At 56.5% G+C, this 21,414-nt stretch carries 20 protein-coding genes, 1 tRNA gene and 3 pseudogenes; 14 read left to right on the top strand and 10 right to left on the bottom strand.

All coding sequences use genetic code 11. The features are described 5' to 3' along the window. Window positions 1-23: 23 nt before the first annotated feature. The 4 genes and pseudogenes from CU669_RS19680 to CU669_RS21920 all read right to left on the bottom strand — a co-directional run. Window positions 24-1,514: a GAF domain-containing protein gene (locus CU669_RS19680; RefSeq protein WP_112147298.1), complete on the bottom strand. Its 1,491-nt coding sequence runs from the start codon at window positions 1,512-1,514 to the stop codon at window positions 24-26. A 3-nt stretch (window positions 1,515-1,517) separates the two neighbouring features. Next, the gene (locus tag CU669_RS19675) at window positions 1,518-6,050 is read right to left on the bottom strand and encodes an EAL domain-containing protein (protein ID WP_112147297.1); all 4,533 of its coding nucleotides are present in this window, start codon (window positions 6,048-6,050) and stop codon (window positions 1,518-1,520) included. 245 nt (window positions 6,051-6,295) lie between these two features. Then, a complete protein-coding gene (locus CU669_RS19670; protein WP_239988810.1) occupies window positions 6,296-6,472 on the bottom strand; it encodes a LexA family protein in 177 nt (58 codons plus the stop codon). Beyond that, a pseudogene (locus tag CU669_RS21920) lies at window positions 6,457-6,570 on the bottom strand (NrdR family transcriptional regulator); the annotation flags it as partial. The pseudogene CU669_RS21920 and the gene CU669_RS19670, both read right to left, overlap by 16 nt. A 223-nt stretch (window positions 6,571-6,793) precedes the next feature. On the opposite strand from CU669_RS21920, the gene CU669_RS21600 reads away from it, so the two are divergent. Genes CU669_RS21600 through CU669_RS19640 form a run of 5 tightly spaced genes read left to right on the top strand, consistent with a single transcriptional unit; the run spans window position 6,794 to window position 9,439 of the window. Further along, on the top strand, window positions 6,794-7,117 hold the full coding sequence (locus CU669_RS21600) for a hypothetical protein (RefSeq protein ID WP_192884640.1): 324 nt from the start codon (window positions 6,794-6,796) through the stop codon (window positions 7,115-7,117). Further along, window positions 7,089-8,186: a sensor histidine kinase gene (locus CU669_RS19655; protein ID WP_112147296.1), complete on the top strand. Its 1,098-nt coding sequence runs from the start codon at window positions 7,089-7,091 to the stop codon at window positions 8,184-8,186. The genes CU669_RS21600 and CU669_RS19655 overlap by 29 nt, the downstream gene beginning before the upstream one ends. A gap of 59 nt (window positions 8,187-8,245) precedes the next feature. Then, entirely contained in the window at window positions 8,246-8,524 is a 279-nt protein-coding gene (locus tag CU669_RS19650; RefSeq protein WP_112147295.1) for an HU family DNA-binding protein, read from the top strand. Beyond that, window positions 8,514-8,927, top strand: coding sequence for a MucR family transcriptional regulator (locus tag CU669_RS19645; protein WP_112147294.1), 414 nt, complete (start codon window positions 8,514-8,516; stop codon window positions 8,925-8,927). The genes CU669_RS19650 and CU669_RS19645 overlap by 11 nt, the downstream gene beginning before the upstream one ends. A gap of 20 nt (window positions 8,928-8,947) precedes the next feature. After that, on the top strand, window positions 8,948-9,439 hold the full coding sequence (locus tag CU669_RS19640; RefSeq protein ID WP_239988809.1) for a helix-turn-helix domain-containing protein: 492 nt from the start codon (window positions 8,948-8,950) through the stop codon (window positions 9,437-9,439). 67 nt (window positions 9,440-9,506) lie between these two features. Here CU669_RS19640 and CU669_RS19635 read toward each other — a convergent pair whose 3' ends face one another. From CU669_RS19635 to CU669_RS19625, 3 genes are all read right to left on the bottom strand, one after another. Further along, complete coding sequence (locus CU669_RS19635) at window positions 9,507-9,953, bottom strand: GIY-YIG nuclease family protein (RefSeq protein WP_112147293.1); 447 nt, start codon at window positions 9,951-9,953, stop codon at window positions 9,507-9,509. Between the two features lie 118 nt (window positions 9,954-10,071). After that, a complete protein-coding gene (locus CU669_RS19630; RefSeq protein ID WP_161539742.1) occupies window positions 10,072-11,703 on the bottom strand; it encodes an exonuclease domain-containing protein in 1,632 nt (543 codons plus the stop codon). 10 nt (window positions 11,704-11,713) lie between these two features. Beyond that, window positions 11,714-12,922 (bottom strand): PDDEXK family nuclease, encoded by a 1,209-nt coding sequence (locus CU669_RS19625; protein WP_112147291.1) that lies wholly within the window; start codon window positions 12,920-12,922, stop codon window positions 11,714-11,716. Window positions 12,923-13,584: 662 nt separating this feature from the next. Here CU669_RS19625 and CU669_RS19620 point away from each other — a divergent pair. The 8 genes and pseudogenes from CU669_RS19620 to CU669_RS21915 all read left to right on the top strand — a co-directional run. Then, entirely contained in the window at window positions 13,585-14,007 is a 423-nt protein-coding gene (locus tag CU669_RS19620; protein WP_112147290.1) for a hypothetical protein, read from the top strand. Next, on the top strand, window positions 14,004-15,140 hold the full coding sequence (locus CU669_RS19615; RefSeq protein ID WP_112147289.1) for a hypothetical protein: 1,137 nt from the start codon (window positions 14,004-14,006) through the stop codon (window positions 15,138-15,140). The genes CU669_RS19620 and CU669_RS19615 overlap by 4 nt, the downstream gene beginning before the upstream one ends. A 16-nt stretch (window positions 15,141-15,156) precedes the next feature. Next, a complete protein-coding gene (locus CU669_RS19610; RefSeq protein ID WP_112147288.1) occupies window positions 15,157-15,417 on the top strand; it encodes a hypothetical protein in 261 nt (86 codons plus the stop codon). Beyond that, complete coding sequence (locus CU669_RS19605) at window positions 15,414-15,662, top strand: hypothetical protein (protein ID WP_112147287.1); 249 nt, start codon at window positions 15,414-15,416, stop codon at window positions 15,660-15,662. Before CU669_RS19610 ends, CU669_RS19605 begins: the two co-directional genes overlap by 4 nt. Window positions 15,663-16,186: 524 nt before the next feature. Beyond that, window positions 16,187-16,456, top strand: coding sequence for a helix-turn-helix domain-containing protein (locus CU669_RS19600; RefSeq protein ID WP_112147286.1), 270 nt, complete (start codon window positions 16,187-16,189; stop codon window positions 16,454-16,456). A 194-nt stretch (window positions 16,457-16,650) separates the two neighbouring features. Then, the gene (locus CU669_RS19595) at window positions 16,651-18,414 is read left to right on the top strand and encodes a site-specific integrase (RefSeq protein WP_112147285.1); all 1,764 of its coding nucleotides are present in this window, start codon (window positions 16,651-16,653) and stop codon (window positions 18,412-18,414) included. Between the two features lie 5 nt (window positions 18,415-18,419). Further along, the gene (locus tag CU669_RS19590; protein ID WP_112147284.1) at window positions 18,420-19,556 is read left to right on the top strand and encodes a site-specific integrase; all 1,137 of its coding nucleotides are present in this window, start codon (window positions 18,420-18,422) and stop codon (window positions 19,554-19,556) included. Between the two features lie 130 nt (window positions 19,557-19,686). Next, a pseudogene (locus tag CU669_RS21915) lies at window positions 19,687-20,085 on the top strand (recombinase family protein); the annotation flags it as partial. A gap of 60 nt (window positions 20,086-20,145) precedes the next feature. On the opposite strand, the gene CU669_RS21910 reads toward CU669_RS21915, so the two are convergent. Beyond that, complete coding sequence (locus tag CU669_RS21910) at window positions 20,146-20,286, bottom strand: hypothetical protein (protein WP_239988808.1); 141 nt, start codon at window positions 20,284-20,286, stop codon at window positions 20,146-20,148. Between CU669_RS21910 and CU669_RS21905 the strand changes: the two are divergent. Beyond that, window positions 20,266-20,751: pseudogene (locus CU669_RS21905) on the top strand (recombinase family protein); the annotation flags it as partial. The gene CU669_RS21910 and the pseudogene CU669_RS21905 sit on opposite strands and share 21 nt — an antisense overlap. 39 nt (window positions 20,752-20,790) lie before the next feature. Here the strand turns inward: CU669_RS21905 and CU669_RS21900 are convergent. Then, entirely contained in the window at window positions 20,791-21,126 is a 336-nt protein-coding gene (locus CU669_RS21900; protein ID WP_239988807.1) for a hypothetical protein, read from the bottom strand. A 211-nt stretch (window positions 21,127-21,337) separates the two neighbouring features. Further along, window positions 21,338-21,414 (bottom strand) — tRNA-Met (locus CU669_RS19580).

The following is a 21,414-nucleotide window of genomic DNA, read 5'->3' as shown; positions in this document are numbered from 1 at the left end:
GCGAGAGGACATCATTCCTGGGGCTATAACCATTGGAGCAATGTGTTTCTGAATCTAGCCGCAGTCATCCTCTCGTCATTAGTCCATGGACGGCTAAACCCAGATTTGACCTCGATCCATTTTTCGAAAGATCGTCGGGGGGAGAGCATTACCACGCCTGCTTTTTCCACCACCGGCTTGTTTGGGTTCCCAGCCCAAGCGACTTCCTGGGCCAGAGCGGGCCTAAACCAATAAAAGCGCACCCATCCAGACCGCAGGGAGCGCGCCTTTATTGCGACCATGCCACTGACCACAGCAAGCAAGACAACCTGACCATGAAAAAGATCGTCTAGGTGATCTGAAATCACGACCGTGTCACGGCTTTCGTTTAGAAACCAATCGTCTATCAACCCCATACCATCTAGATCAGGGGCCTCACCGGTGATCACCACATCATTGCCGATGGCCATAGCAAACCCCTGTGCGGCCATAGCCTCCATCAACTGATCTTTCATCTTGTCGATGCCGTCTAGCGGGTCTTCATGTTGCGCAAGAGCCTCAAGAATTTTCTCGATGCGCCGGTCGAGGCTATCCAGAGATTGAATGCGCCGCCCCGCAAAATGGGAGGTGAGACCAAGGCTGTAGGCATTAGTCAGAGAGACACATGCCGAACGTTGATCATGAGACAGGAGGTGAGGTTTGAGACTATGACAGGCGACAAGCCCCCACAGCTTGCCGGTAACTCGGATAGGCACCGAGAAAGAAGCTCCAACCCCCATATGATTGAGATATTCCAAATGAACCGGGGAAACGCTGCGCAGATCGGACCAAGCTAAATCCGCGGGGGCATCCCCCAACCCGAGCAGCGGCACGGGCTGATCTGTGGCGTCTGGGATCATTCGGCAAGGATTGAGGATATAGAGATTCCTGGCAATGGCCGGAATATCGCTGGCAGGAAACCGCAATCCTAAATAGCTTCCCAGTGCCTTCGTCGTTGCCTCTGAAATGACTTCACCCGACCAATCCTCTTGAAATCGGTAGATCATCACTCGGTCGTAGCCAGTCACCGTCTGGAAGGCTTGCACCAGCATATTGTGGTGCTCCATGACTTCGTCATCATCATAGGGAACAGACAGTAGCGGGGACTGCAGTTGTTGAACGGGGATGGGCGCACTAGGCGCGGCGCTTCGCTCTAGCTCGATAAGAATGAAATCGACGCCACGAACGGCCAATACGTCCAATCGCCCCCCCAAGAACTCTGCAACAGTATCCACGCGAAGACGCTTCCCCGGCTGGTCCGGCAGGGCCTGGAGGGATGCAACGGGCAAGAAGTTCAATGCCTCCAATTTTTGGCCTAAAGTTCTTGCAGGATCAGTTCCGATAAAATCTGCAAGATTTGATGATACGTGGGTTACCGTTCCCGACTTTGAATCGATGCGGATCAACGCGCCAAAAGACTGGATTGCGCCCGACAAATTCAGCTGCTCCGATTCGCAGCGTTGCACTAGGGCTTCCAACATAGACAGGGTTGTCATGCATTACCTCTTGGGTGGCTTGCGGGAGGACTTCCCCCCAGTCTCAATCACCTTGGCAAACGCCTCTGGCGACAAGGGGCGATGGAACAAATAACCCTGAACCATGTCACACCCCTCCTCCTTCAAGACCCCTAATTGGTCCTCGGATTCGACGCCTTCGGCCACCACTCGCATCCCTAATGCTCTGGACATATCAATGATCGCCTTCGCGATGGAGCGGTCGTCCCGCTCTAGGGCGATGCCGTCCACAAAACTGCGGTCGATCTTAAGCTCATGGATAGGCAGCTTTTTCAAATAGGACAGGGATGAATAGCCGGTACCAAAGTCGTCGATGCTCACCTTCATCCCCATCCCGTCGAAGCTGGTCAGCATCTCCTTCACCATGTCTATTCGTTCCATCAGGGCGCTTTCAGTAAGCTCAATACCAATGAGCTCGGAGGAAATTCCCGCATTATCAAGCCAAGAGCCGACCTTAGCTGCGAAGCCTGCATCCCGAAGCTGGTGGGCGGACACATTGATGGCAATACGGGGAACGGTAAGTCCCTTCTCTCGCCAATAGGAAATCTGATCCAGCACCATGGTAAAGACGGATTCACCGATTGCTCCAATCAGGCCGCAGCTTTCGGCGATTGGAATAAAATGGGCCGGTGACACCTCACCCAAGTTGGGATCGCGCCACCGCAGAAGTGCCTCGGCACCGACCACCTCTCCCGTGTGAATATCTACCTGCGGCTGGTAGCACATGCGAAAGCTATTGGTCTCAAGCGCCAACCGTAGCCCCGTTTCCAGGGTCAGGCGTTGCAGAGCGATCACCTTCATTTCATCGGCAAAAAACTGATATTGGTTCCTACCCCGCTCCTTGGCGCGATACATGGCAGTGTCTGCATGCTTCAGCAGGGTAAGACTATCTTCGCCGTCATCGGGAAAGACGCTGATTCCAATGCTGGCAGAGACAAACAGGCTTTTATCGTTAATGCTGAAGGATGCTCCCAGAAAATCGACGATGCGGCTTGCCACGGAGTTGACCTTTTCGAGGCTTACATCGGTCAATACAGCAACAAACTCATCTCCCCCCAACCTTGCAAGCGTATCAGAATCCCTTACGCAATGTTTAAGACGCTCCGTCGCCTGCTTCAGAAGCTGATCACCCACATCATGCCCCAGGCTGTCATTGATCACTTTGAAGTTATCGAGATCAATGAAGAGGACTGCCAGCTTGGTTTTTTGCCGCTTGGCCTGTGCCACCGCGTGTTTCAACCGATCCATCAACAAGCTTCGATTAGGAATCCCGGTCAACTCATCATGAGTTGCCAAAAATTCGATGCGTCGCTGCGAACTCTTGATCGCGGAAATATCGCTGAAAATGGCCACGTAATTGACGACTGAACCGTTTTCGTCACGAACCGAATTTACGGTCAGCCATTCCGGATAAATTTCGCCATTCTTGCGGCGATTAAAGATTTCCCCTTGCCAACACCCCTGCTCAATCAGGGAACGCCACATGGCATCATAGAAGTCTTTTCCGTGTTTCCCCGATTGCAGAAAACGTGGGTTCTTACCAATAACCTCTTGATGGCTATATCCTGTAATGCGGCAAAACGAGTCATTCACGGTTATGATATTGCCTGAGCTGTCCGTGATAGTGATTGCCTCTCCAGCACGATCAAAAACCTTGGCGGCCAGCCGCAATTGCTCTTCCGCGTGATGTTTCATTGTGACGTCGGTCGACTGAGAGCAAACCGCACGGACCACACCGTTGGAGTCGAAGATGGGAAAACGGACAGAGTCCAACCAAACCTTTGACGTGGGAAACACCATCTCCTCAAGATGCTGAATGGCGGAAAGCTGCCCCATCACTTCGAGGTCTCGACTTCTCAGCAGTTGGGCTATGTCACGACTGAAGAGCTGCTGGTCTGTCTTGCCAATCACGATTTCCGCAGTGATACCAAATAGCTCCTCAAACCTCATATTTATAAATTCATAGCGACCGGCCGCATCTTTTAGAGAAACGGCAGACGTTGAGTGGTTCATGATGGACAGAAGACGCTCTTGGCTTTCGCGTATTTGCTCCTGGGCCTCAACAAGATCAGTATGGTCTACAACAACTAGAACGACACTCTGCGGTGTTCCTGTCATGCTCATGGATGGCGTGACAAACACCTGAAATGTCCTTTTTCCAAACGTGATTTGGAAACTTTCCTTGCGTTGCTCGGTTAGAGCCGCAGTGAGGCTCTTATCAATGTTGTCGAGGAAGGCTGGTAGCTTGAGGCGTCCTATATGCATTCCGCTTGCTGAGAGTGGCAAGTCATAGGTCTTAACTGCAGCACCATTGGCCCTCTTCAGGAAAAGCTCAGGATCAAACACCATAATAGGAAAATCAATTGTGTTATAAACACCCTCAAAATCGCTATTAATCGCGGCAAGCTCGGCTGACTTTATCAGACTTTCCTCATTGACACTTACCAGCTCTTCGTTTGTGGCCTGAAGCTCCTCATTGGAAGCCTCAAGCTCTTCATTGGATGCCTGCAACTCCTCATTAGATGCCTGCACTTCTTCATTAAGCGCCTGCATTTCCTCATTGGAGGCAGCCATTTCCTCCATCAAAGTTTGGAGGTGCTCTCGTGTCGATGCCAACTCATCGTCGGGAAAAACTTCAGCACCGTCTTGTGGCTCAGTTTCCTTGACGGCGTTAGCGGCATCGGCTTGTGCAGAACGTTCAAAAACTACCAAAAAAGTGTCTGCTTCAGCCAGTTCTCCCACGGGATGAACCGCCAACCGCCATACCTGTTTGTCCAAAGACGAAATCCGTCGCTTCCGACTATAGGAACTAGCCTGACGACGACGAGCGCGATGCATCGTGGTTAGGATTTCATTGGAAAACTCAGGCACTATTAATTGGGCGAGATTCATTTCCGGCGTTCCCGTCGGAAAATGGATAAATCGAGAAACAGGTCCGTGGCTATGCAATATCCGGCAACCTGAATCAATCAGCATTGCCGGTCCAAAATGGTCTGCAAGGGCATTCAGAAAAACCCGCTCATTCGATCTGTCCGGATTTCTTGGCTCTAGTTTTGGGACTTTTAGCTGGCCCCTCACCAGCTTTCCCATGGTGATGGGACGGCTCTGTCCCCGTGGACGAAATATTCTGGCCCGTCGATCAACTGACGCAAACATAGCTTCTTGCTGTGTAACTGTTTCAGAGCGACCAAGAAACAGCAGGCCATCTTCACGAAGCGAATATCGCAGGATCGATAAAACCTTGGCTTGGAGATCGGAGTTGAAATAGATCATCACGTTGCGGCATGTGACCAAATCCAGCCGCAGGAACGGCGGGTCAACGTTGACGTCCTGACGTGCGAAGGTGACGCAGTCTCGCAGCTCCTTGGTCGGTTCAAATCCGTTGCCACAGGGAATAAAATACTTTGAAACATATTCCTGGGGCATTTCCGCCATGGCAGTCTGGTTATAGATACCCCGCCGGGAAACGCTCAACGCGTTGTTATCAATGTCTGTCGCAAAAACTTGGAGACGACTTCCAATTCCTCTCTCAGAAATTAATTCCGAAAACATGATTGCCAGCGAATAGGCTTCCTCACCAGTGGCGCACCCGACCACCCAAACTCGGATTTCTTCACCAGGAAGTTTACGGCTGACAATCTCTCGGGCATGCCTCTCCAAGGCGCGAAAGGCATCCTTGTCCCGAAAGAACTCTGTCACGGAAATTAACGTTTCTTTGGCCAGAGCATCGAGTTCGTCGGGATCGCTATCAGTCTTGCTCAAATATTCAGCGAGGGTTCCGGTATTGGTAGCAGCCATCCTTCGCTGTAAACGTCTCTGGACCGTGGACAGTTTGTAGCTGGAAAAGTCAATCTTAGTGCGCAGTCGAACCCGCTCAAACAGGTCTGACAATTCAGCTGGCCGCTGTTCACCACTCTCGAGATTCGGCAACATGCCAGGGAAACGCACCAAACGCTCTAACTCGCGCCCAATCTGGTCTGGTGATACAATACGATCAGCCACACAGGCATCGATAGCCGAACGCGGCATGCCGTCATATTTAGCGGTCTCGGGGATTTGGACAAAGGCAATACCCCCTGCCGACTTGATTGCCCTCAATCCCCTCGTTCCGTCTGATCCGGTGCCGGAAAGGATAATTCCGATGGCCCGTTCCTCATACTCGTCGGCCATGGACTGGAACAGTATATTGATCGAGGGCTTTGGGGAGATTTCAGGAGACGCTTGGCTAAGGACGAAACACTCGTCCTTGAAAACCAAATTTGTACCGGGTGGGATGATGTATATGACGTCGGGTTGGGGGCGTTCGCCATCGGCGAGTTCACGAACCGGCAGCCGGGTCTCACGAGACAGAATGTCCGCCATCATGCTGCGATGCGTAGGCGACATGTGCTGGGCGACGACGTAAACGCAGCCAAGGTCCAGGGGAAGCCCCCCTACAAACTGGCTAAGAGCCTCCAATCCTCCGGCAGAGGCCCCAATTCCAATCACATGCGGCTTACTATCAACTTTTACATCCATGTAGCTCAGCCTCGCACATCAATACATTCACTTCTGACCAAAACCCAAACCCGTAATTTTGATAAAATTAATTATTTAGCGTCTCTTTTTTAAAATAACCCCCAACAAACCATTAATATCCGGCCCTGTAATTTTGGATCATCATCGCCTCTAGCCGTAGATGTACAAGAACACATTCTTTTTATCAAGGCGACCGCAACACTCAAGATTTGATAATGTCACGAAAATGTAATATTTTTGGCATTTTAAACGGCAAGCTTATCCTTGAGGGCCCGATGGGTTCCCGCACCGGTCATGCTGTCGCCATCGGCCTTGCAGAAGAACGTCGCCGCCGAGCACTTCACCATTAACTCGTGGAGGTCGAGCTTGCCTTCAAGGTGGTCATCGGGAAATTCAGCGGCAACCAGAACCGTGATCCACACCCTGGACAAGCTCGGCGGCGACGAATGGCCGCATTGTCTTCGGTCGGGCGTGAATCCTTCACCTGGGTATCGTCCTGGCCGCAAAACGGGCACAGCATTGGATCGCCTCCCCTCCTTATCTATAATTCATGGCAATCTTTCAGGAAATTGCTACCGCCAGCAAGAACGGAGACATCGGCAACCGAGCCATATCGGAACTGGAGTTGCGACGACTTGTAACAAGTGGGGAATCTGTTGGCACATAGGATTGACCTCATGGACATAGCTCCACCATACTTTTGATAGAATTTTTGCCGAAGTTAGGATTGGCTGAAATCCGAAATGACTGATAACTGGACCAGCCAGCAAATTGAACGCAGCGACATTCGCGGCTTGTTGATGCTCGCCAGTTCTCCAAAATGCCGCCACATCATCCAGTCGATCATCGACCACCTTCCGTGCGGTGTAACGCTGTTCGATCAAAACCTGGAAATGATCGCCTGCAATGGCTTGTTCAGACGGCTACTGGTATTCCCTGATAAGCTGTTTGAAAGCAGTCTGACCTCGCCCAACACGACAGCCTTACGGGCATATGGAATCGCAGATGACTTGAGGGCAATGGAGATGGAGGGCGGCCATGATTGTTGCAAACACAGGTTGGCCTGATCTCGAACTCCTAAAAGCAGCCCCGATTCTGATCTGGCGTGCCGGTCTTGATGCCAAATGCAATTGGTTTAACCCTGCTTGGCTTGCTTATACCGGCAGGACAATGGAGCAGGAGATGGGGGATGGATGGACGGAAGGTGTCCATCCCGATGATTTTGATCGCTGCCTGAAAATCTATCTTGATGCCTTTGCACTTCGTCAGCCGTTCGACATGGAATACCGCATCAAGCGTGCCTGTAGTGAATACGGTTGGATCGCGGATTATGGTATTCCGATTCTAAATCAGTCAGGCGAATTTCTCGGATATGTAGGCTATTGCTTTGACATTACAGCCAGACGGCAGAGTGAAGAAAAGCTGGAAATTGCCTGCAAGGATTTGGCGGCATCCAACGCCGAACTTGAGCAATTTGCTTACGTCGCATCCCATGATCTTCGTGAGCCGCTCCGTATGATCAGCAGCTATGTTGATTTGATTGAACGCCGCTACGGACATCACTTCGACGCAGATGGGCATGAATTTATTGGCTTCGTCCGCGACGGTGCCCGGCGAATGGATGCGATGGTTCTGGACCTGCTTGCATTCTCCAGAATTGATAGACAGGGAGAACCACTGGTTCCGATGCGGATCGACGATGCCATTTCTCATGCCGTGAAGAATCTTGGGACAGCCATTGCCGAGTGTGATGCACACGTCGTCGTCAATGTGGATGCATCGCTCACGGTGGTTGGGGACGGTCACCAGTTAGACCGGCTTTTCCAGAACATAATTGGGAATGCCATCAAATACCGGCAAGAGGGGGTAAGGCCCCACATCGCCGTGATGGCACGAACTAACGACGGGAAGGCCGTCTTCTCTGTCCAGGATAATGGCATCGGAATCGCACCAGAATACTTCGACCGAATTTTCCTGTTGTTCCAGCGGCTTCATACCCGAGAGGTATACGAGGGAACCGGGATCGGTCTTTCTGTCTGCAAGAAGATTGTCGAGCGGCATGGCGGCGAGATTTGGGTTGAGCAATCACCTTCAGGCGGCTCGACTTTCCTGTTTACCTTGCCGACATCTGAGTAAATCCGTTTGATAAATGATGCCTGTTCGTCATTCCGTTTTTGTTTGGTAGGGAGGGGAGAATGAACAAGTCCGAATTAATTAATGCCGTCGCCGATGGTGCCAACATGACCAAAGCCGACGCAGGGAGTGCCATCGACGCTGTCTTCGAAGCCATCACCGCTGCGATGAAGGCCGGTGATGATGTGCGTCTGGTCGGCTTCGGGTCTTTCTCAGTTGCATCACGCCCTCATCGCACTGGCCGAAATCCACGTACTGGCGAAACCCTTGTCATTCCCGCAAGCAAGTCTGCCAAATTCACCGCCGGAAAGAGCCTCAAGGACACCATCAATGGCCGATGATGTGAAGGTGCTGACCACGAAGATCGTCGCTGCCTACCTGGGTGGCAACCCCTTGGCGGCCTCGGAAATCCCCAACCTGATTAAGTCGGTTTATTCGACCTTGGTTGGCACGGAAGCCCCGGCCTCAGTCCCGGCTGAACAGCAGCAACCTGCCGTTTCGGTGAAGCGGTCGGTGACCCCCGACCATATCGTCTGTCTGGAATGTGGTGATCACCAGAAGATGTTGAAGCGACACCTCCAGACCAGCCACGGACTGACCGCCGACGAGTATCGGGCTAGGTGGTCCTTGGCCAGGGATTACCCAATGGTCGCCCCGGAATATGCAGCACGCCGATCCGAACTCGCTAAAGCGGCTGGCCTTGGCTATACGCGGAAGAATCGTCGGCCCAAATCAGCCATCTGATGAATAAGGAGGCGTTCAGTATGCCGCCACGTAAGAGCACCAAGCCCACGACTACCCCTAAGCCTGCCAAGAAGGCGGGGCGCTCCACCCGTGGCCGGTTGGCAGATGGCAGCGCCAATCCCATTGATGTCCATGTTGGTGCCCGCATTCGGCTTCGTCGTACCCTGCTGGGCATGAGCCAGGAAAAGCTCGGCGAATGTCTGGGACTGACCTTCCAGCAGGTGCAGAAATACGAACGCGGGGCCAATCGGGTCGGAGCCTCCAGGCTGTTCGATCTATCCCGTGTTCTGGATGTGCGGGTTGGCTATTTTTTCGAGGAGATTTCTGCGACCGCACAGGCGGCATCGCCAGTCGAGGTGATTAGGGGCAACGTCACAAAATCCGCTAATGCCCCTGACGAGAACCCAATGACGAAGCGGGAAACCCTCGAATTGGTCCGGGCTTATTTCACCATCGCCGATCCCAAGGTTCGAGAACAGGTTCTGGCAATGGCCAAGGCGTTGGCTTCCTGATGCGCTAAGCAGCTTGACCTGTGCCTTGATCGCCACAGAACGTGAGGACAGCGATGTCTGCGGTCCATCAGTTTGACCGGCTATTGAACGGCAACGCCACACCCAGAGGCCATTCCAACAGGTGACTGGAGCAGGTCTCACAGTCGCTTGAACCGAACCCCGGAATCGGCACCGGCAACCCCGTCAACATGGCCACCAGCTCGCACTCGTCCCCACCGGGGAATACCCAGGCACCCAGCACCGTGCCTTTGGTTGTAAGCCGGTCCACATGCCACCGGATTGCCTTCTCCCGCTGCATGTGCCGCCCCACGCGGGCCTTGATGCCGCCGGGACCATGGGCGCTGCCACAATACAAGTAATGCCCAGGGGCCAGGGTGGCCTCAGGCCGTCCCACCAGTTTCACCACCAAATTGTCCCGCAGATGGATCAGCAGCACATAGGCTCCCACTTCTTTCGGAATCCCAGTCGCGTCAGCATGAAAGTCTGCTGCTATGCCATTACGATCCCGCGTCATGGTGATCCTTCGGTCAAACGATCCCGAAGCATCGAGCCGCGCCGCTGATCTTTCATCCCGCTCACGTCCCTATCCCTCTGGTTTGGTCGGCGTCTATCAGCTCCCCGCCAAATGCAAATCACTCCCCCTCCGGGGGCTCTTCAGCCCATACCCGATTCCAATATGCCACCACCTCGGGATCAGAAAAATCGAAGTTGGGGTCCATCACGTCGTCCCCCAGCAGTTCCTCGCACAGCTCACGATCCTGCTTCTGTCCGTTCTCATCCAGGTAGAACATCTCGTTGCTGGTCCCGTCCTCCGTTCCCGACCGCTCAGCCAAAGACACCGTCACATCCCCTGGCGTCCAGACGAAGCGGGATTGCCCTGCGCCATCAGCAATTTCCTGGGACACGCGGTTGAGATAACCCTCAATCTCAGCCAACTGCTCGCCGCTTTCCTCGCCCAGTTTGGTCCTCTGCCTCGCCAGGTCTTCCCAGGCTGCGGCAAGGCCGAACCATGGGGCAGCCGTGTCCGAGGTCAGGCGGCTCCGCCGCCAGTCATCAAATTTCGACCGAGCATCGGCGGACAGAACCTCTGGGGCTTCGAGATAGATCAGGCGTTCGCCCAGTTCCCGAATGCGCTCGTCGGCGAGGCGGGCAACAACGGCGGGGCGCTCCGACCAGGGAATGCTATGGAACCGCTCCATCAGGTTGGCATCGGCCCTGCTGGGGAATCCATCGTAAATCCGCTGTTCGACATAGGTGGCGGGATCACGCTCGGGATAACGAAGGGCGAGGGATTTCGCCACGGCTTGCCGGAACGCCGGATGATCGGCAATCAACTGGGACCGTTGATGCGCAAGTACGATGTCAGCGTCACCGCCAGAAGCGGGGGGCATGGACAGCGGCATCAGGATCGGCTGGCTGTTGAGCTTTACGATCCGGACCCGCCGTGGTGATGCCTTCAACAACCCCTGGACCGATTCGCAGGCCATATCCAGATAGGAAGCGGGATCATGCCCCAGATCGAACACAGCGACCTCGGAGGGGTTGTCGGGATTGGTGGCGATCTTGGCCGCCAGGATGGTCGGGGTGCCGAACGCCATGTCGGTGAACCAGAACAGGTCATTGCGGGCGATGAAATCCCCGGCAGCCTGCTTGCTGCGCATCTGCCGCATGGCGTCCCACACGGCGGGAGCCTTGTTCCTGACTAGACGCGCCAGTTCGAGGGTGGCCAGGGAATCTGACATGGCGTCATGGGCACGGTCATGCAGCAACCCGTTGGCGGCGGCAAGCAAGGCGAGCTTGAAGGTGGGCCGCCCCTCGGCAGTCGTCGGCACCACCAGCACATCGGGGGCATATTGGGAAACCGCATGGGCAACCCGCAGCATGTCCATCCGGGTGTTGCCGCCGGTGTTGGTGAGGTAGACCGGATTCAGGGTCTGATAGAACGCCTGCCGCAGCATGGCCTCGTCATAACCCAAGCTGTTGAAACCAACCACGGCGCTGGGCGCGTGCCGTTCGATCAGTTCCCGGATGGCCCGGATCATCTCGTAATGGGACAGGGGAGCCTGTTCGATCTCGGTGGGACGAATGCCAGTGATCACCAGTGCCCCAGGGGTAGGAAGCACATGGGTTTGGAGCCGACAGCGGAGGTTCACCTCTTCGACCACGTTGAGGTCGTCATCGGTGACCAGGGCGGCGAACTGGAGAATCTGACCGAACCCGGCATCCAGGCCGGTGGTCTCGGTATCGTAGAAGATGTAACCCAATCCGCCCTCCCTATTGCGCCAACGAGCCATCCCCCAAGCCGACCGACCTGATTGCTTCAGCGGTTGCGGCAATGAGGTCGAGCCATCTCTCCTTGATTGCCATCATGTCGGCAATCTGGAGGTCGCCTCCATTCGCATTCACCACCGTTGCCCAGTTTGGGGTCTTGGGGGTGGTTTTGACCCTCCCACCGGGGATGAGGGCGGCGACTGCATACTGGTATGACTTGCCAATATCGGTTCCAGCGGCTCGGTCCTGAGCCGCCAAACTATCAACCAAGACCTTGCCGTTGAAATGGAAGCGGGCAAGGTTCCAGGGATTCCCAAGAGGATCAATGGCACAGATGGAAAACGACTTGGGTGATGATTTGATCTCGCATCCGAGGTTCTTGCAATCGGAGATGAAGTTGCTTACCGCATCAACATGGTCTGGTGCAGAGGCTTTCAGCGCATCAAGAATGCCCTGCTCGCTCGTGGTGGCTCGAATTTTCTGCGGGCTAAGGGCGGTCTTGTCATTCTCGGTATTCGTGATTTCGGCGACGATTCCCCCCTGGAGCACCCGAACGGGGATTTCATAGACCTGGGTCCGAACCTGGACCTGGGGCAGAACCAGATAGCCGGAATCGTCGTTTCCCGGCATCCGAAAGATGTCCAGTTTAACCAAGCCCAACGTGAAGGGCGTGGTGGCTTTGCCAGACAGAAACTCGGCAATATCTTGAACCCGGTCTGACACGCCATCGCCCACAATCAGCGCCAGCATTCGACCTCGGCGCAGGTTGAGATCGACGATTTCGCTGAACTCGATTTCATCCAGACCGACTGAACCGGCATTGGCCAGTTCGTAGAGCGATGAATCCTCGCACTTCATTTCTGCCCGAACCGCCTTCACAGCCTGTTCGAGGTCGGAATAGCGCCACTTGGAAATATCGGTCAGATAGCCGAGCAATTGGGAGACCACGGCGATCTTGGCCTCGTTGTTGCGGATCAGCTTGCATTCAACCAGCACAATGCCGCCATCGGGGGTGATCAGAAGGTTGTCGAGGCGCTTTGCTCTTTGCAGGTCGAGGCTGAATGGAAGCTCCCGACAGATCGAGCGGGCACCGACAAAGCCTCGGTCAATCTCAGCGAGCGGCAGCACCTCCGGGGCCGTGTCAACGATGTGCTGGAGCAGGTCCTCCTTGTAGGCGTCGGTGGTGTCATGCCGCTTGAGTACAAGGTCCAAGCTGCTAACGGACGGCCTACCTGTGAGACCAGATACGACCAATGCCTTGCCGTCATAGAAACGGCCTCGCCTAGGTACGGAATTTTCGAGTGCCACCACCCACTTCTCCCCGGAACCAGAGCTTGCGGTGCGCCCCCGCAAGGTGGTTGTGACCTCCAGACCCTGGAGATCGGGGAGTAGAACAGCCGGCTATAGTCGACTCCTACGGCCTTTAGTCGTGAGACCTGGACATACGCCGCAGGCTCCCCGACCAAAGAGGTCAAGGAGTGCGGCGCTGATTCCGGTTAGCGCCATACCGCTATAGCCGGGGTGTTCTAAGCCCCAAAAGCAGCGCGTCTGCTTTCGCCGGTAAGCCTAACCGCAGTCGCAAAGGCGATAAAGCCCCAATCGACGATTGGGGACGGCTCCTGCTCCAGCGCGCTTCGCCAACCCGATTTCTGCATTCGAGGGAGCCATGGTGCAATTGCCTGCACCGTGGCACGGGGAGCCGCCCTGTCACTGGCAACACGCCCAGCAGCTACAGCTCAGTAACGGCAAAATTATTGTAAGCCACAAACAACAATACTCAACATATCTATTTCAAATGGCCGCAAACTTATACATATAAAACATAAATCATATAGTTACAGTATTTATGCAAACAAATACTAACGGAGATTCAAATGGCATCAAACTTCAATTCCGGCCTGTCGTTGCAGGCCAGCCGCAACCAGCCGATCTACCTGACCCATATCGGCGGCTTGGCAGCGGTCCTCGAAATCAGGGTGCGGTCCACATATCCCGGCAGCCAGGAGGCCCGCATCAGGATCGGCACCCACGGAGAACGCTGCGACCTGAAGGCATTGGGTATTCCGGACAAGGACTGGTCATGCCGGATCGGCATGGAGGAGCCGACCGAGATCATCCCTGGCGTCCAGGTCATCGTCCGCCGCAACGACCTCAAGGATTACGTGACCCGTAACAGCGCAACCATCGTCATCAATGCCGATCCGAGCACCTGGCTGATCGAGCGGAAGGTGGTGATGGAGCGAAGGCTCAAGGCCCAGGGCCGTCCCTTGGTCCCGAGCAGCGGGAGGAACGTATGAGCAACTCACATTCGCTGATCGGGGCATATCTCCCAACGGAGCACCCGATCCCACTCGCCGTTGCCGATGGCTGGCTCATTCGTTCGGCTTTGCAGAAGCTCATCCGGCGAGGCGCAATTGATCTCGCCGGACGGGCCGCCTTAACCTTCTGGCGGATAGAGCGTGCCGCCGTCTGGCAGCGGCTGCTGATTATCGCCTATGAAGATGTGGGGTTGGGCAGTGTAGACGCCGTGCTGGCGGCAACGGCGGCCACCAGCGCCAAATGGCGGAGGGTAATGGGCGATGACCAGACCATGGTGGTGGCGGTCGCCCGCATGCTCGCCGCCGCCAACAAGAGCCGCTCCGCCGAGGGGCTGGCAAGCGCCGCCGCAAACGACCCTGGGCTTCGTCCGCTCAATAGCCTGCTGCGCACATGGTCGATCCCCCATGTCCTCGGCTTGATGATGGACTCCTCGGTGCCGCTGGGGGAGAGGGCCACCGCCGTTTGGCATGCCTCGGGAGTTGACCTCTGGCCCAATCGTCGGGTTGGCCCCGGCGATCTGCCCGCCCTGTTCGCCGCCTACCGCAAGCTTGGAGTTCCCGAGGCGGTGCTGGAGGCCGCCGCCATGGCGCTCCGAAAGGTCCGCGAACCCATGTTCATCCTGTTTCCGTTGCTGGTTCTGGTGATGGGGCAGGAGAACGCCGTGGAGGATCGGATCATCCCCATGCCCACGTGGGGCGATGTTCCGCTGTGCGCGGTGGACCTGTTCAGTCGGATGGGCAAGACGGCGATTGCGAGCTTCGCCTTTTCCCACCCTCCTATCCGGTCGGTCTTGAAGGAACTGCTTCCGGAGAAATCCTGGGCCAAGGCCGCAAGCTATGGGGTGTTCTTTGCCGAGGGCGGAATGGTGAATCCCAAACTGCACTGGCGGCATTCCGAGGCCATCGAGCGCCAGGGCATCGAGGCCGACTGCGCCTCAATCGGCTTTCCAGTCGATGCCATCTCGGACTTCATCAAGTTGGTGGAGGCCGAACTGCCTCTCCTCCACACCATCCGGACCGGGCTGCTGGAAGCGGCCATGCCCGATGCGTCATTGCCGCAGGAGTCCCTGGCTCCCGCGACCAGTCACGACATCAGCACCTCAACCAATTGAGCAAAAGGAGATCGCGATGAATAAGCCGAAGCCATCGTTTATCAAAAACCTGAAGCCTAAGAATCCGGAAGGGCCGTGGCGGGTCAGCCTGTTTCACTGGGAGGTCGCCCCCGATGGCCCGGTGCATGGCCACGTGGTCGAAGCGGTCGAGGCCAGTGACTTGGATTTGGCCCGACTGGCTGCCCGTCGTCTGTTAGATGCCGCCATTCCCCAGGGAACCAAGCTGATCACCTTGGAAATCGCGACCAGCAGCCTCATCGACGGAGGCCAGATATGACCGAGCGTGGCTTCCGGGAGTTCGGCGTTTCCGACCAGGCCGTAGCCTCGGCGGCCAAGCTCGGCATGCCCGATGCCAGAGCGATGATCGCCAGGATGGCAAAGGCGCATGTGAAGACCCGGCTCGGGCCACACATCATCCGCCATGGCATCTTCGCTATGCTTGTCCATGACGGCACCGTCGAATGGATCGGCCTCGGTCCCGCCGAATGGCAGCGACCAGAAATGTACGTTGAAATTCCATAGACCTGCTGAGGAGGGGAGCATCTCCCCTCCTCTCACGGCACAATACCGGCATATGTCGCCTTAAAACGCTGAAGAAATCGCTACATTTAGTGAAAAGCAGCATTTACCGTGCAAATCCAGAACATTCCCATGGAAAATTTCCGCTAACGACGCTAATTTCCTCGTGTCCTAAGCGACACTCCCAAATCCACATCCGGCAGCCGGACGATACCCGGCCATGTTCGATTGAGCAGCGAACACAGTATTAACTGTGCGCTGTCTCGTCATGGATCGGCGCATCTCAAAGCGATGTGCCATGGGACAGCCCACCAACCCGATTCTTGCCAGCTCCACGGAGCGTGAATGCCGTGCGAGCGGAGAGGCTATCGCCTGCTCCAGGAACACCCATGCCAACGGCACAAGTGTGGCACGGACTCCGGGCGATTCGGCACTCATCGCCTTAGCCAGGTTGCTTGGGAGGAGTTCCGCCAAGCAGCTGAGTTCTCACGAGAACTAGCGAATTTGAAGACAAAGGAGTGTCAACAATGCCGATTCGTATCGTCGTGGGAAAGCGCGACACCCCCTCCCCGGAGACAGCACCTACCGTGCCGTCCGAGCCGTACCACCCCCGTGACGCAGCAGATTTGAATCTGCGCTCCGTCACTGATGTCGCGGTTCAGTTCGGCGTTACTCCGCGCACCATCCGGAACTGGATCAACGCTCATGAGTTGCGAGCGTACCAGATCAAACGCCGCTTCTGGATCAACGACAATGATGTCGCTGAGTTCCTGGCCATCCGTCGCCGCTTGCAGTAGCGCCAATGAATGTCAAAGCCCCCCAATTCCTCTGATTTCACCAAGTTTCCGTGAGTAGTGAAACCGCCGAGTTTCTCTTGGGCAAGAATTGCACCAACCCGTTTTCACTATTTTCCCACCCTGTACATCAACAACAGCCAACCACCGTCAAACACCACGATTCTTACCACTATCGTCCATCAGGAGATCAAAATATGACTGCGAATAACATCTTCGGAACGCCTACCGTTGCCGATCTGATCCAGCACTTCAGTGACAAGACCGACATGCCGCTCCAGCGCCAGAAGGACATCTGTTCGGCATTGCGGGTCATCTGCGATTGCCTGCACAAGGCCCCCACCCAGGTGGCTGCCGTCCCTGGCCCGCTGGTACGCATGGTAAAAGAGATCAATCCGGGCCTGACTGCGCTCAAGCCGCGCCGCTGGAAGAATATCCTGAGCCTGTTGAAAGTCGCCTTGGCCGAGGCCGGCCCCGACGTCTTCGCAGGCCGCAGCACCGTGCCGTTGTCTCCCGATTGCCAGGCTTTGTGGGAACTCCTCGCCGATAAGGGGCACTGGCGTTTCGCGCTGTCCCGCTTCTTCCGCTTCCTGTCGGCCAACGGCTACGTCCTCGACCAAGTCGGAGATGTGATGATCGAACGTTTCCGTCAGTCCCTCGAAGAGGCGGGCATCTTCAAGGACACGAACAAGACGGTCCGCGAAACGATCTACGTCTGGAACAGGGCGCACCGTCATATCGTCGGCTGGCCCGACATTGCACTGACCGTGCCGTACCGCCGCGATTGCTACACGATGCCGTGGAACAAGTTTCCCGAAAGCCTCCAGCGTGATGTGTCCGCTTATTTTGCAAGCCGTAAGTCCGAAGATGCATCGTCCTTGTTTGTCGGCATCTCCGAGGAAGAGAATGTGACCGCCAGGAGGAAGCAGCCGGATCGCACCGAGTTCCAGATCAGGCAGTTCTTCTCAGCTTTGGTTCATCAGGGAGTTCCGTTGGAGTCTCTGACCTCCCTGAATGTGCTGGCCGATATCGATATGTTTCGTACGGGCCTTCGTTTTTTCGTCAAACGTGCCACGATGAAGAAAAAGCTGATCGTCAGCGCAACCGATCCGAAAGCCAAGACCACCCGTCAAATTCATCAGATTGCGTGCAAGGTCCGCACTGTCTGCCGCACCTGGGCTAAGCTCGAATCCCAGGAATTGCGCGACACGGTCATGGCTGCCGTGAATGGCATCTGCAAGCAGTTGGACCCCGGCAATAGCACGATGACGGAAAAGAACCGCACCCTCCTGAAGCAGTTCGACAATCCGGAGACCAAGACCGCATTGATAGCCTTACCGGCTGAACTGATGGCCGATGCGGAAAATCTCCGCCTGACCAATCCTCGCGGCGCGGCCTACCTCGCGCAGCGTGCATTGGCTATCGAGTTGTTCCTGATGACCCGCATGCGGGAGGCCGATATTGCCGATCTCAGGCCCGAACAGCATTTCACTTGGTCCACGGTGGGTAAGGAAAAGCACGTCCAGATCAACAAGCTGGCACTCAAGAACAGCTATCCGCTCCAGTACGATCTGCACCCCCGCACCATCGCAATTCTGGAGACGTATCTCAAGAATCATCGCGACGTCATTTTTTCCGGAAAAACGCTTTGGTTGTTCCCCACCAGCAGCGGAGCTCCTCATAATCCCTGTTCGTTCGGCCAGGTTCTGCGCAAGCTGATCGGGAAAAGGATTGGCATTCGCATGCACATGCACCTGTTTCGTCACTTCGTGGCGGTCGAGCACCTCAAGAAAAATCCCGGCGAATATCACGTCATCGCCCGTGCGCTCGGCCATCGCAATGTGAATACCGCCATGAGGTATTACACGGGGCCGGAGGTCGCCCATACCTTGCGCCACGTCGATGAATCTGTACTCGGCAAGAGCACGACTTCCTCTCGCCCCTCTCCCAGCAAGGAGTAAAGGCCATGGATGGGAAATCCTGGCACACACCGTTGCCGATCACCGCATGGCATAAGGCGGCTCAAGCAGCCTGGCATTCAGCATGTGAACCCGGCGATTTCCTCGATCCCGGTGGGCCTGCCAGCATGTTGCGGCAGGCTTCTCGGGCCATGGCTGAAATCGGCTTCGGCCTTTGGCTGTCGTGGCTCAACCAGCAAGGCTTGCTGTCCCCTGGGATGGCAATCACCGAGTATCTCGATAAGGCCCACGTCGAAGATTTTGCTCGTGCACTGCGGCAGGACGGCAATAGCGGTATCACGGTGGCGATTCGGGTCGGTGAGTTGGCGCTGACGATGATGGCTATGGATATGGCCGGTGACTGGAACTGGCTGCACAAGATCGAAAAGCGCATCCGCCGTCATGCTGTTCCTGTGCGTGACAAGCTGGGGAGGTTGAAGAGCGTCCAGGAACTGTTCAACCTCGGAATCGGCATGATGAACAAGGCCGATTCGATTGCAGCAGAGCGCGCCCCCAGCACTGCCCCGATCTTGTTCCGGGACGGGTTCGCGATCAGCCTGCTGGCACTCAGGCCCCTTCGTATCGCAAACTTTTCCAGTATCATTATCGGGCAGCACCTCCTCGAAGAGGATGATGGCTGGCACTTGAAGTTCACGGCCCACGAAACCAAGGGGAAGCGGCCAATCGAAGTGCCGGTTCCTTTCTCCCTCGAAGGGGCGCTTCACCGTTACCTCTCCGTGTACAGGCCGGTCTTGCTTGGGGCGGCTAAGGATATGGGGCATTTGTGGATTTCGGGCCATCACCAGGTCGCCCTGACCGAGAGTGGGATGCAGCAGGCCATTGTACGCCGGACTCGGTTCGCCTTTGGACGGAGCGTCAACCCCCACCTGTTTCGTGATTGCGCTGCCACGTCATTGGCCTTGCTTGATCCCGAGTACATATGGCTGGCGGCAATCCTGCTCGGCCACTCGAACATGACCACCACAGAGACCCACTATATCCAGGCTCACACCAGGGAGGCCGCAGACATCATCACCTCGGGCCTGCTCGGTGAATCCGTCCCTCGCCTCCCCCGATCCTCCATGGCTCAGAAGCTCGCGGCGACCCGCTACTTGACGGAACGTCAGGGAAGGCGCAATTTCTGACGATGGTTCCAAGTGCCAAGGAGGGCATGGAACCTATTTTCTAGGTCGGTTCGGCCCCAAGTTCCAAGGATGGAAAGGGGCCTCATAGTAACAGCCTGGGCCAGTGGTCTCGGCGTACAGTGAGGTCATCATGTCCTTGGTTTCGGCTTCGGCCACGTCTACCCGCATCGCCATCTACGCCCGTTTCAGCACCGACATGCAGCGCGAGGCCAGCATCGACGATCAGGTGCGGGTCTGTACCGCCCACATCGAGCGTATGGGCGGCACGGTCGTCGATGTGTTCACCGACTATGCCATCAGCGGGGCCAACAACAACCGCCCCGGCCTCATGAATTTGATGGCCGCCGTGCGGGATGGCCGGATCGACATGGTGGTGGCCGAGGCCCTGGACCGCGTCTCCCGTGATCAGGAGCACATCGCCGGTATTTACAAGCAGCTGACCTTCGCCGGGGTCCAACTCTTTACCACCTCGGAAGGACCGATCACCGAACTCCAGATCGGATTCAAGGGCACCATGAACGCCCTGTTCCTCAAAGACCTGGGGGACAAAACCCATCGGGGCCTGGAGGGCCGCGTCAGCCAGGGCAAGTCAGCGGGCGGCAAGGCTTTTGGCTATCGGGTGGTTCATCAGTTGGACGCTCGCGGCGAACCGATACGAGGCGACCGGGCCATTGATCCCGCCCAAGCCTCCATCGTCATCCGCATCTTCATGTTGTTCGTCTCCGGTCATTCGCCCCGCGCCATCGCCAAGGCGCTCAACGCCGAAGGCATTCTCGGTCCTGATGGCGGGGCGTGGCAGGATACCACCATCCGGGGCCACCAAGGGCGCGGCACCGGCATCTTGCGCAACCAGTTCTATATCGGCGTCATGATCTGGAACCGGCAGCGGTATATCAAAGACCCCGCCACCTGCAAGCGGGTGTCGCGCCCCAACCCGCCATCGGAATGGAAGTACGCCGACGTTCCCCACCTGCGCATTGTCGATCAGGACTTGTGGGATCGCGCTCAGGCCCGCCTTGACGGCATCCGTGCGTCCGACCGCTCTCAGAAGGCTCGTGAGCGGGAGTTCTGGAAGGACCGTCGCCCCAAGCACCTGCTGACTGGGAAGGCGTATTGCGGTTGCTGCGGCGGCGCGCTCGCCACCATCGGCCAGGACTACCTCGCCTGTAGCGCCGCCCGCAACAAGGGCACCTGCGACAACGGCAGGGGCATCCGCCGCAATGTGATCGAGACGCTAATTCTGGACGCTTTGAAAACCCGGCTGATGGCCCCAGAGCTGGTTAAGGAGTTCTCGTCCGCCTTCATCGCCGAGACCAACAAGATGCGGGCCGAGGCCGAATCCGGAAGGGTGCTGGTGGAGCGCGACCATGCCCAGGTCAGCCGCCGCCTGCGCGGCCTGTACGACGCCATCGCCGACGGCCTGCGGACGCCGGGCCTCAAGGGGCAGCTGGAGGAATTGGAGCGGCGGCAGGCAGACCTGGAGCGCCGCCTGTCCGAACCACACGCTTCCCAGCCACGCCTCCATCCCAACCTTGCGGAAATCTACCGCGCCAAGGTCACCAGCCTTCACGACGCGCTGGCGGACCCGGCCAGCAGCACAGAGGCCATCGAGATCATACGCTCCCTGATCGAGCGGATCGAGGTGCGTCCGACCGAGGGCAAGGGCTTCGAGATCGAGCTGATCGGCGACATCGCCAACATGATCGAACTGGGCCTGGAAACGAAGAAAGCCGCCCCTGGTGGGGCGGCTGTTCTCGGTCAGTACCGAAGTTCGGTAAAGGTGGTTGCGGGGGCAGGATTTGAACCTGCGACCTTCAGGTTATGAGCCTGACGAGCTACCGGGCTGCTCCACCCCGCG

This window comes from Paramagnetospirillum kuznetsovii, assembly GCF_003284725.1.
Lineage (GTDB): Bacteria > Pseudomonadota > Alphaproteobacteria > Rhodospirillales > Magnetospirillaceae > Phaeospirillum > Phaeospirillum kuznetsovii.
Note: the sequence above shows the minus strand (reverse complement) of the source record. Positions and strands in the feature narration are given on the sequence as shown.

Excerpts from the sequence above, each read along its gene's own strand:
- CU669_RS19680 (WP_112147298.1), bottom strand. The coding sequence starts at position 1,514 with ATGACAACCCTGTCTATGTTGGAAGCCCTAGTGCAACGCTGCGAATCG.
- CU669_RS19675 (WP_112147297.1), bottom strand. The coding sequence starts at position 6,050 with ATGGATGTAAAAGTTGATAGTAAGCCGCATGTGATTGGAATTGGGGCC.
- CU669_RS21600 (WP_192884640.1), top strand. The coding sequence starts at position 6,794 with ATGACTGATAACTGGACCAGCCAGCAAATTGAACGCAGCGACATTCGC.
- CU669_RS19655 (WP_112147296.1), top strand. The coding sequence starts at position 7,089 with ATGATTGTTGCAAACACAGGTTGGCCTGATCTCGAACTCCTAAAAGCA.
- CU669_RS19650 (WP_112147295.1), top strand. The coding sequence starts at position 8,246 with ATGAACAAGTCCGAATTAATTAATGCCGTCGCCGATGGTGCCAACATG.
- CU669_RS19645 (WP_112147294.1), top strand. The coding sequence starts at position 8,514 with ATGGCCGATGATGTGAAGGTGCTGACCACGAAGATCGTCGCTGCCTAC.
- CU669_RS19640 (WP_239988809.1), top strand. The coding sequence starts at position 8,948 with ATGCCGCCACGTAAGAGCACCAAGCCCACGACTACCCCTAAGCCTGCC.
- CU669_RS19635 (WP_112147293.1), bottom strand. The coding sequence starts at position 9,953 with ATGACGCGGGATCGTAATGGCATAGCAGCAGACTTTCATGCTGACGCG.
- CU669_RS19620 (WP_112147290.1), top strand. The coding sequence starts at position 13,585 with ATGGCATCAAACTTCAATTCCGGCCTGTCGTTGCAGGCCAGCCGCAAC.
- CU669_RS19615 (WP_112147289.1), top strand. The coding sequence starts at position 14,004 with ATGAGCAACTCACATTCGCTGATCGGGGCATATCTCCCAACGGAGCAC.
- CU669_RS19610 (WP_112147288.1), top strand. The coding sequence starts at position 15,157 with ATGAATAAGCCGAAGCCATCGTTTATCAAAAACCTGAAGCCTAAGAAT.
- CU669_RS19605 (WP_112147287.1), top strand. The coding sequence starts at position 15,414 with ATGACCGAGCGTGGCTTCCGGGAGTTCGGCGTTTCCGACCAGGCCGTA.
- CU669_RS19600 (WP_112147286.1), top strand. The coding sequence starts at position 16,187 with ATGCCGATTCGTATCGTCGTGGGAAAGCGCGACACCCCCTCCCCGGAG.
- CU669_RS19595 (WP_112147285.1), top strand. The coding sequence starts at position 16,651 with ATGACTGCGAATAACATCTTCGGAACGCCTACCGTTGCCGATCTGATC.
- CU669_RS19590 (WP_112147284.1), top strand. The coding sequence starts at position 18,420 with ATGGATGGGAAATCCTGGCACACACCGTTGCCGATCACCGCATGGCAT.
- CU669_RS21910 (WP_239988808.1), bottom strand. The coding sequence starts at position 20,286 with ATGACCGGAGACGAACAACATGAAGATGCGGATGACGATGGAGGCTTG.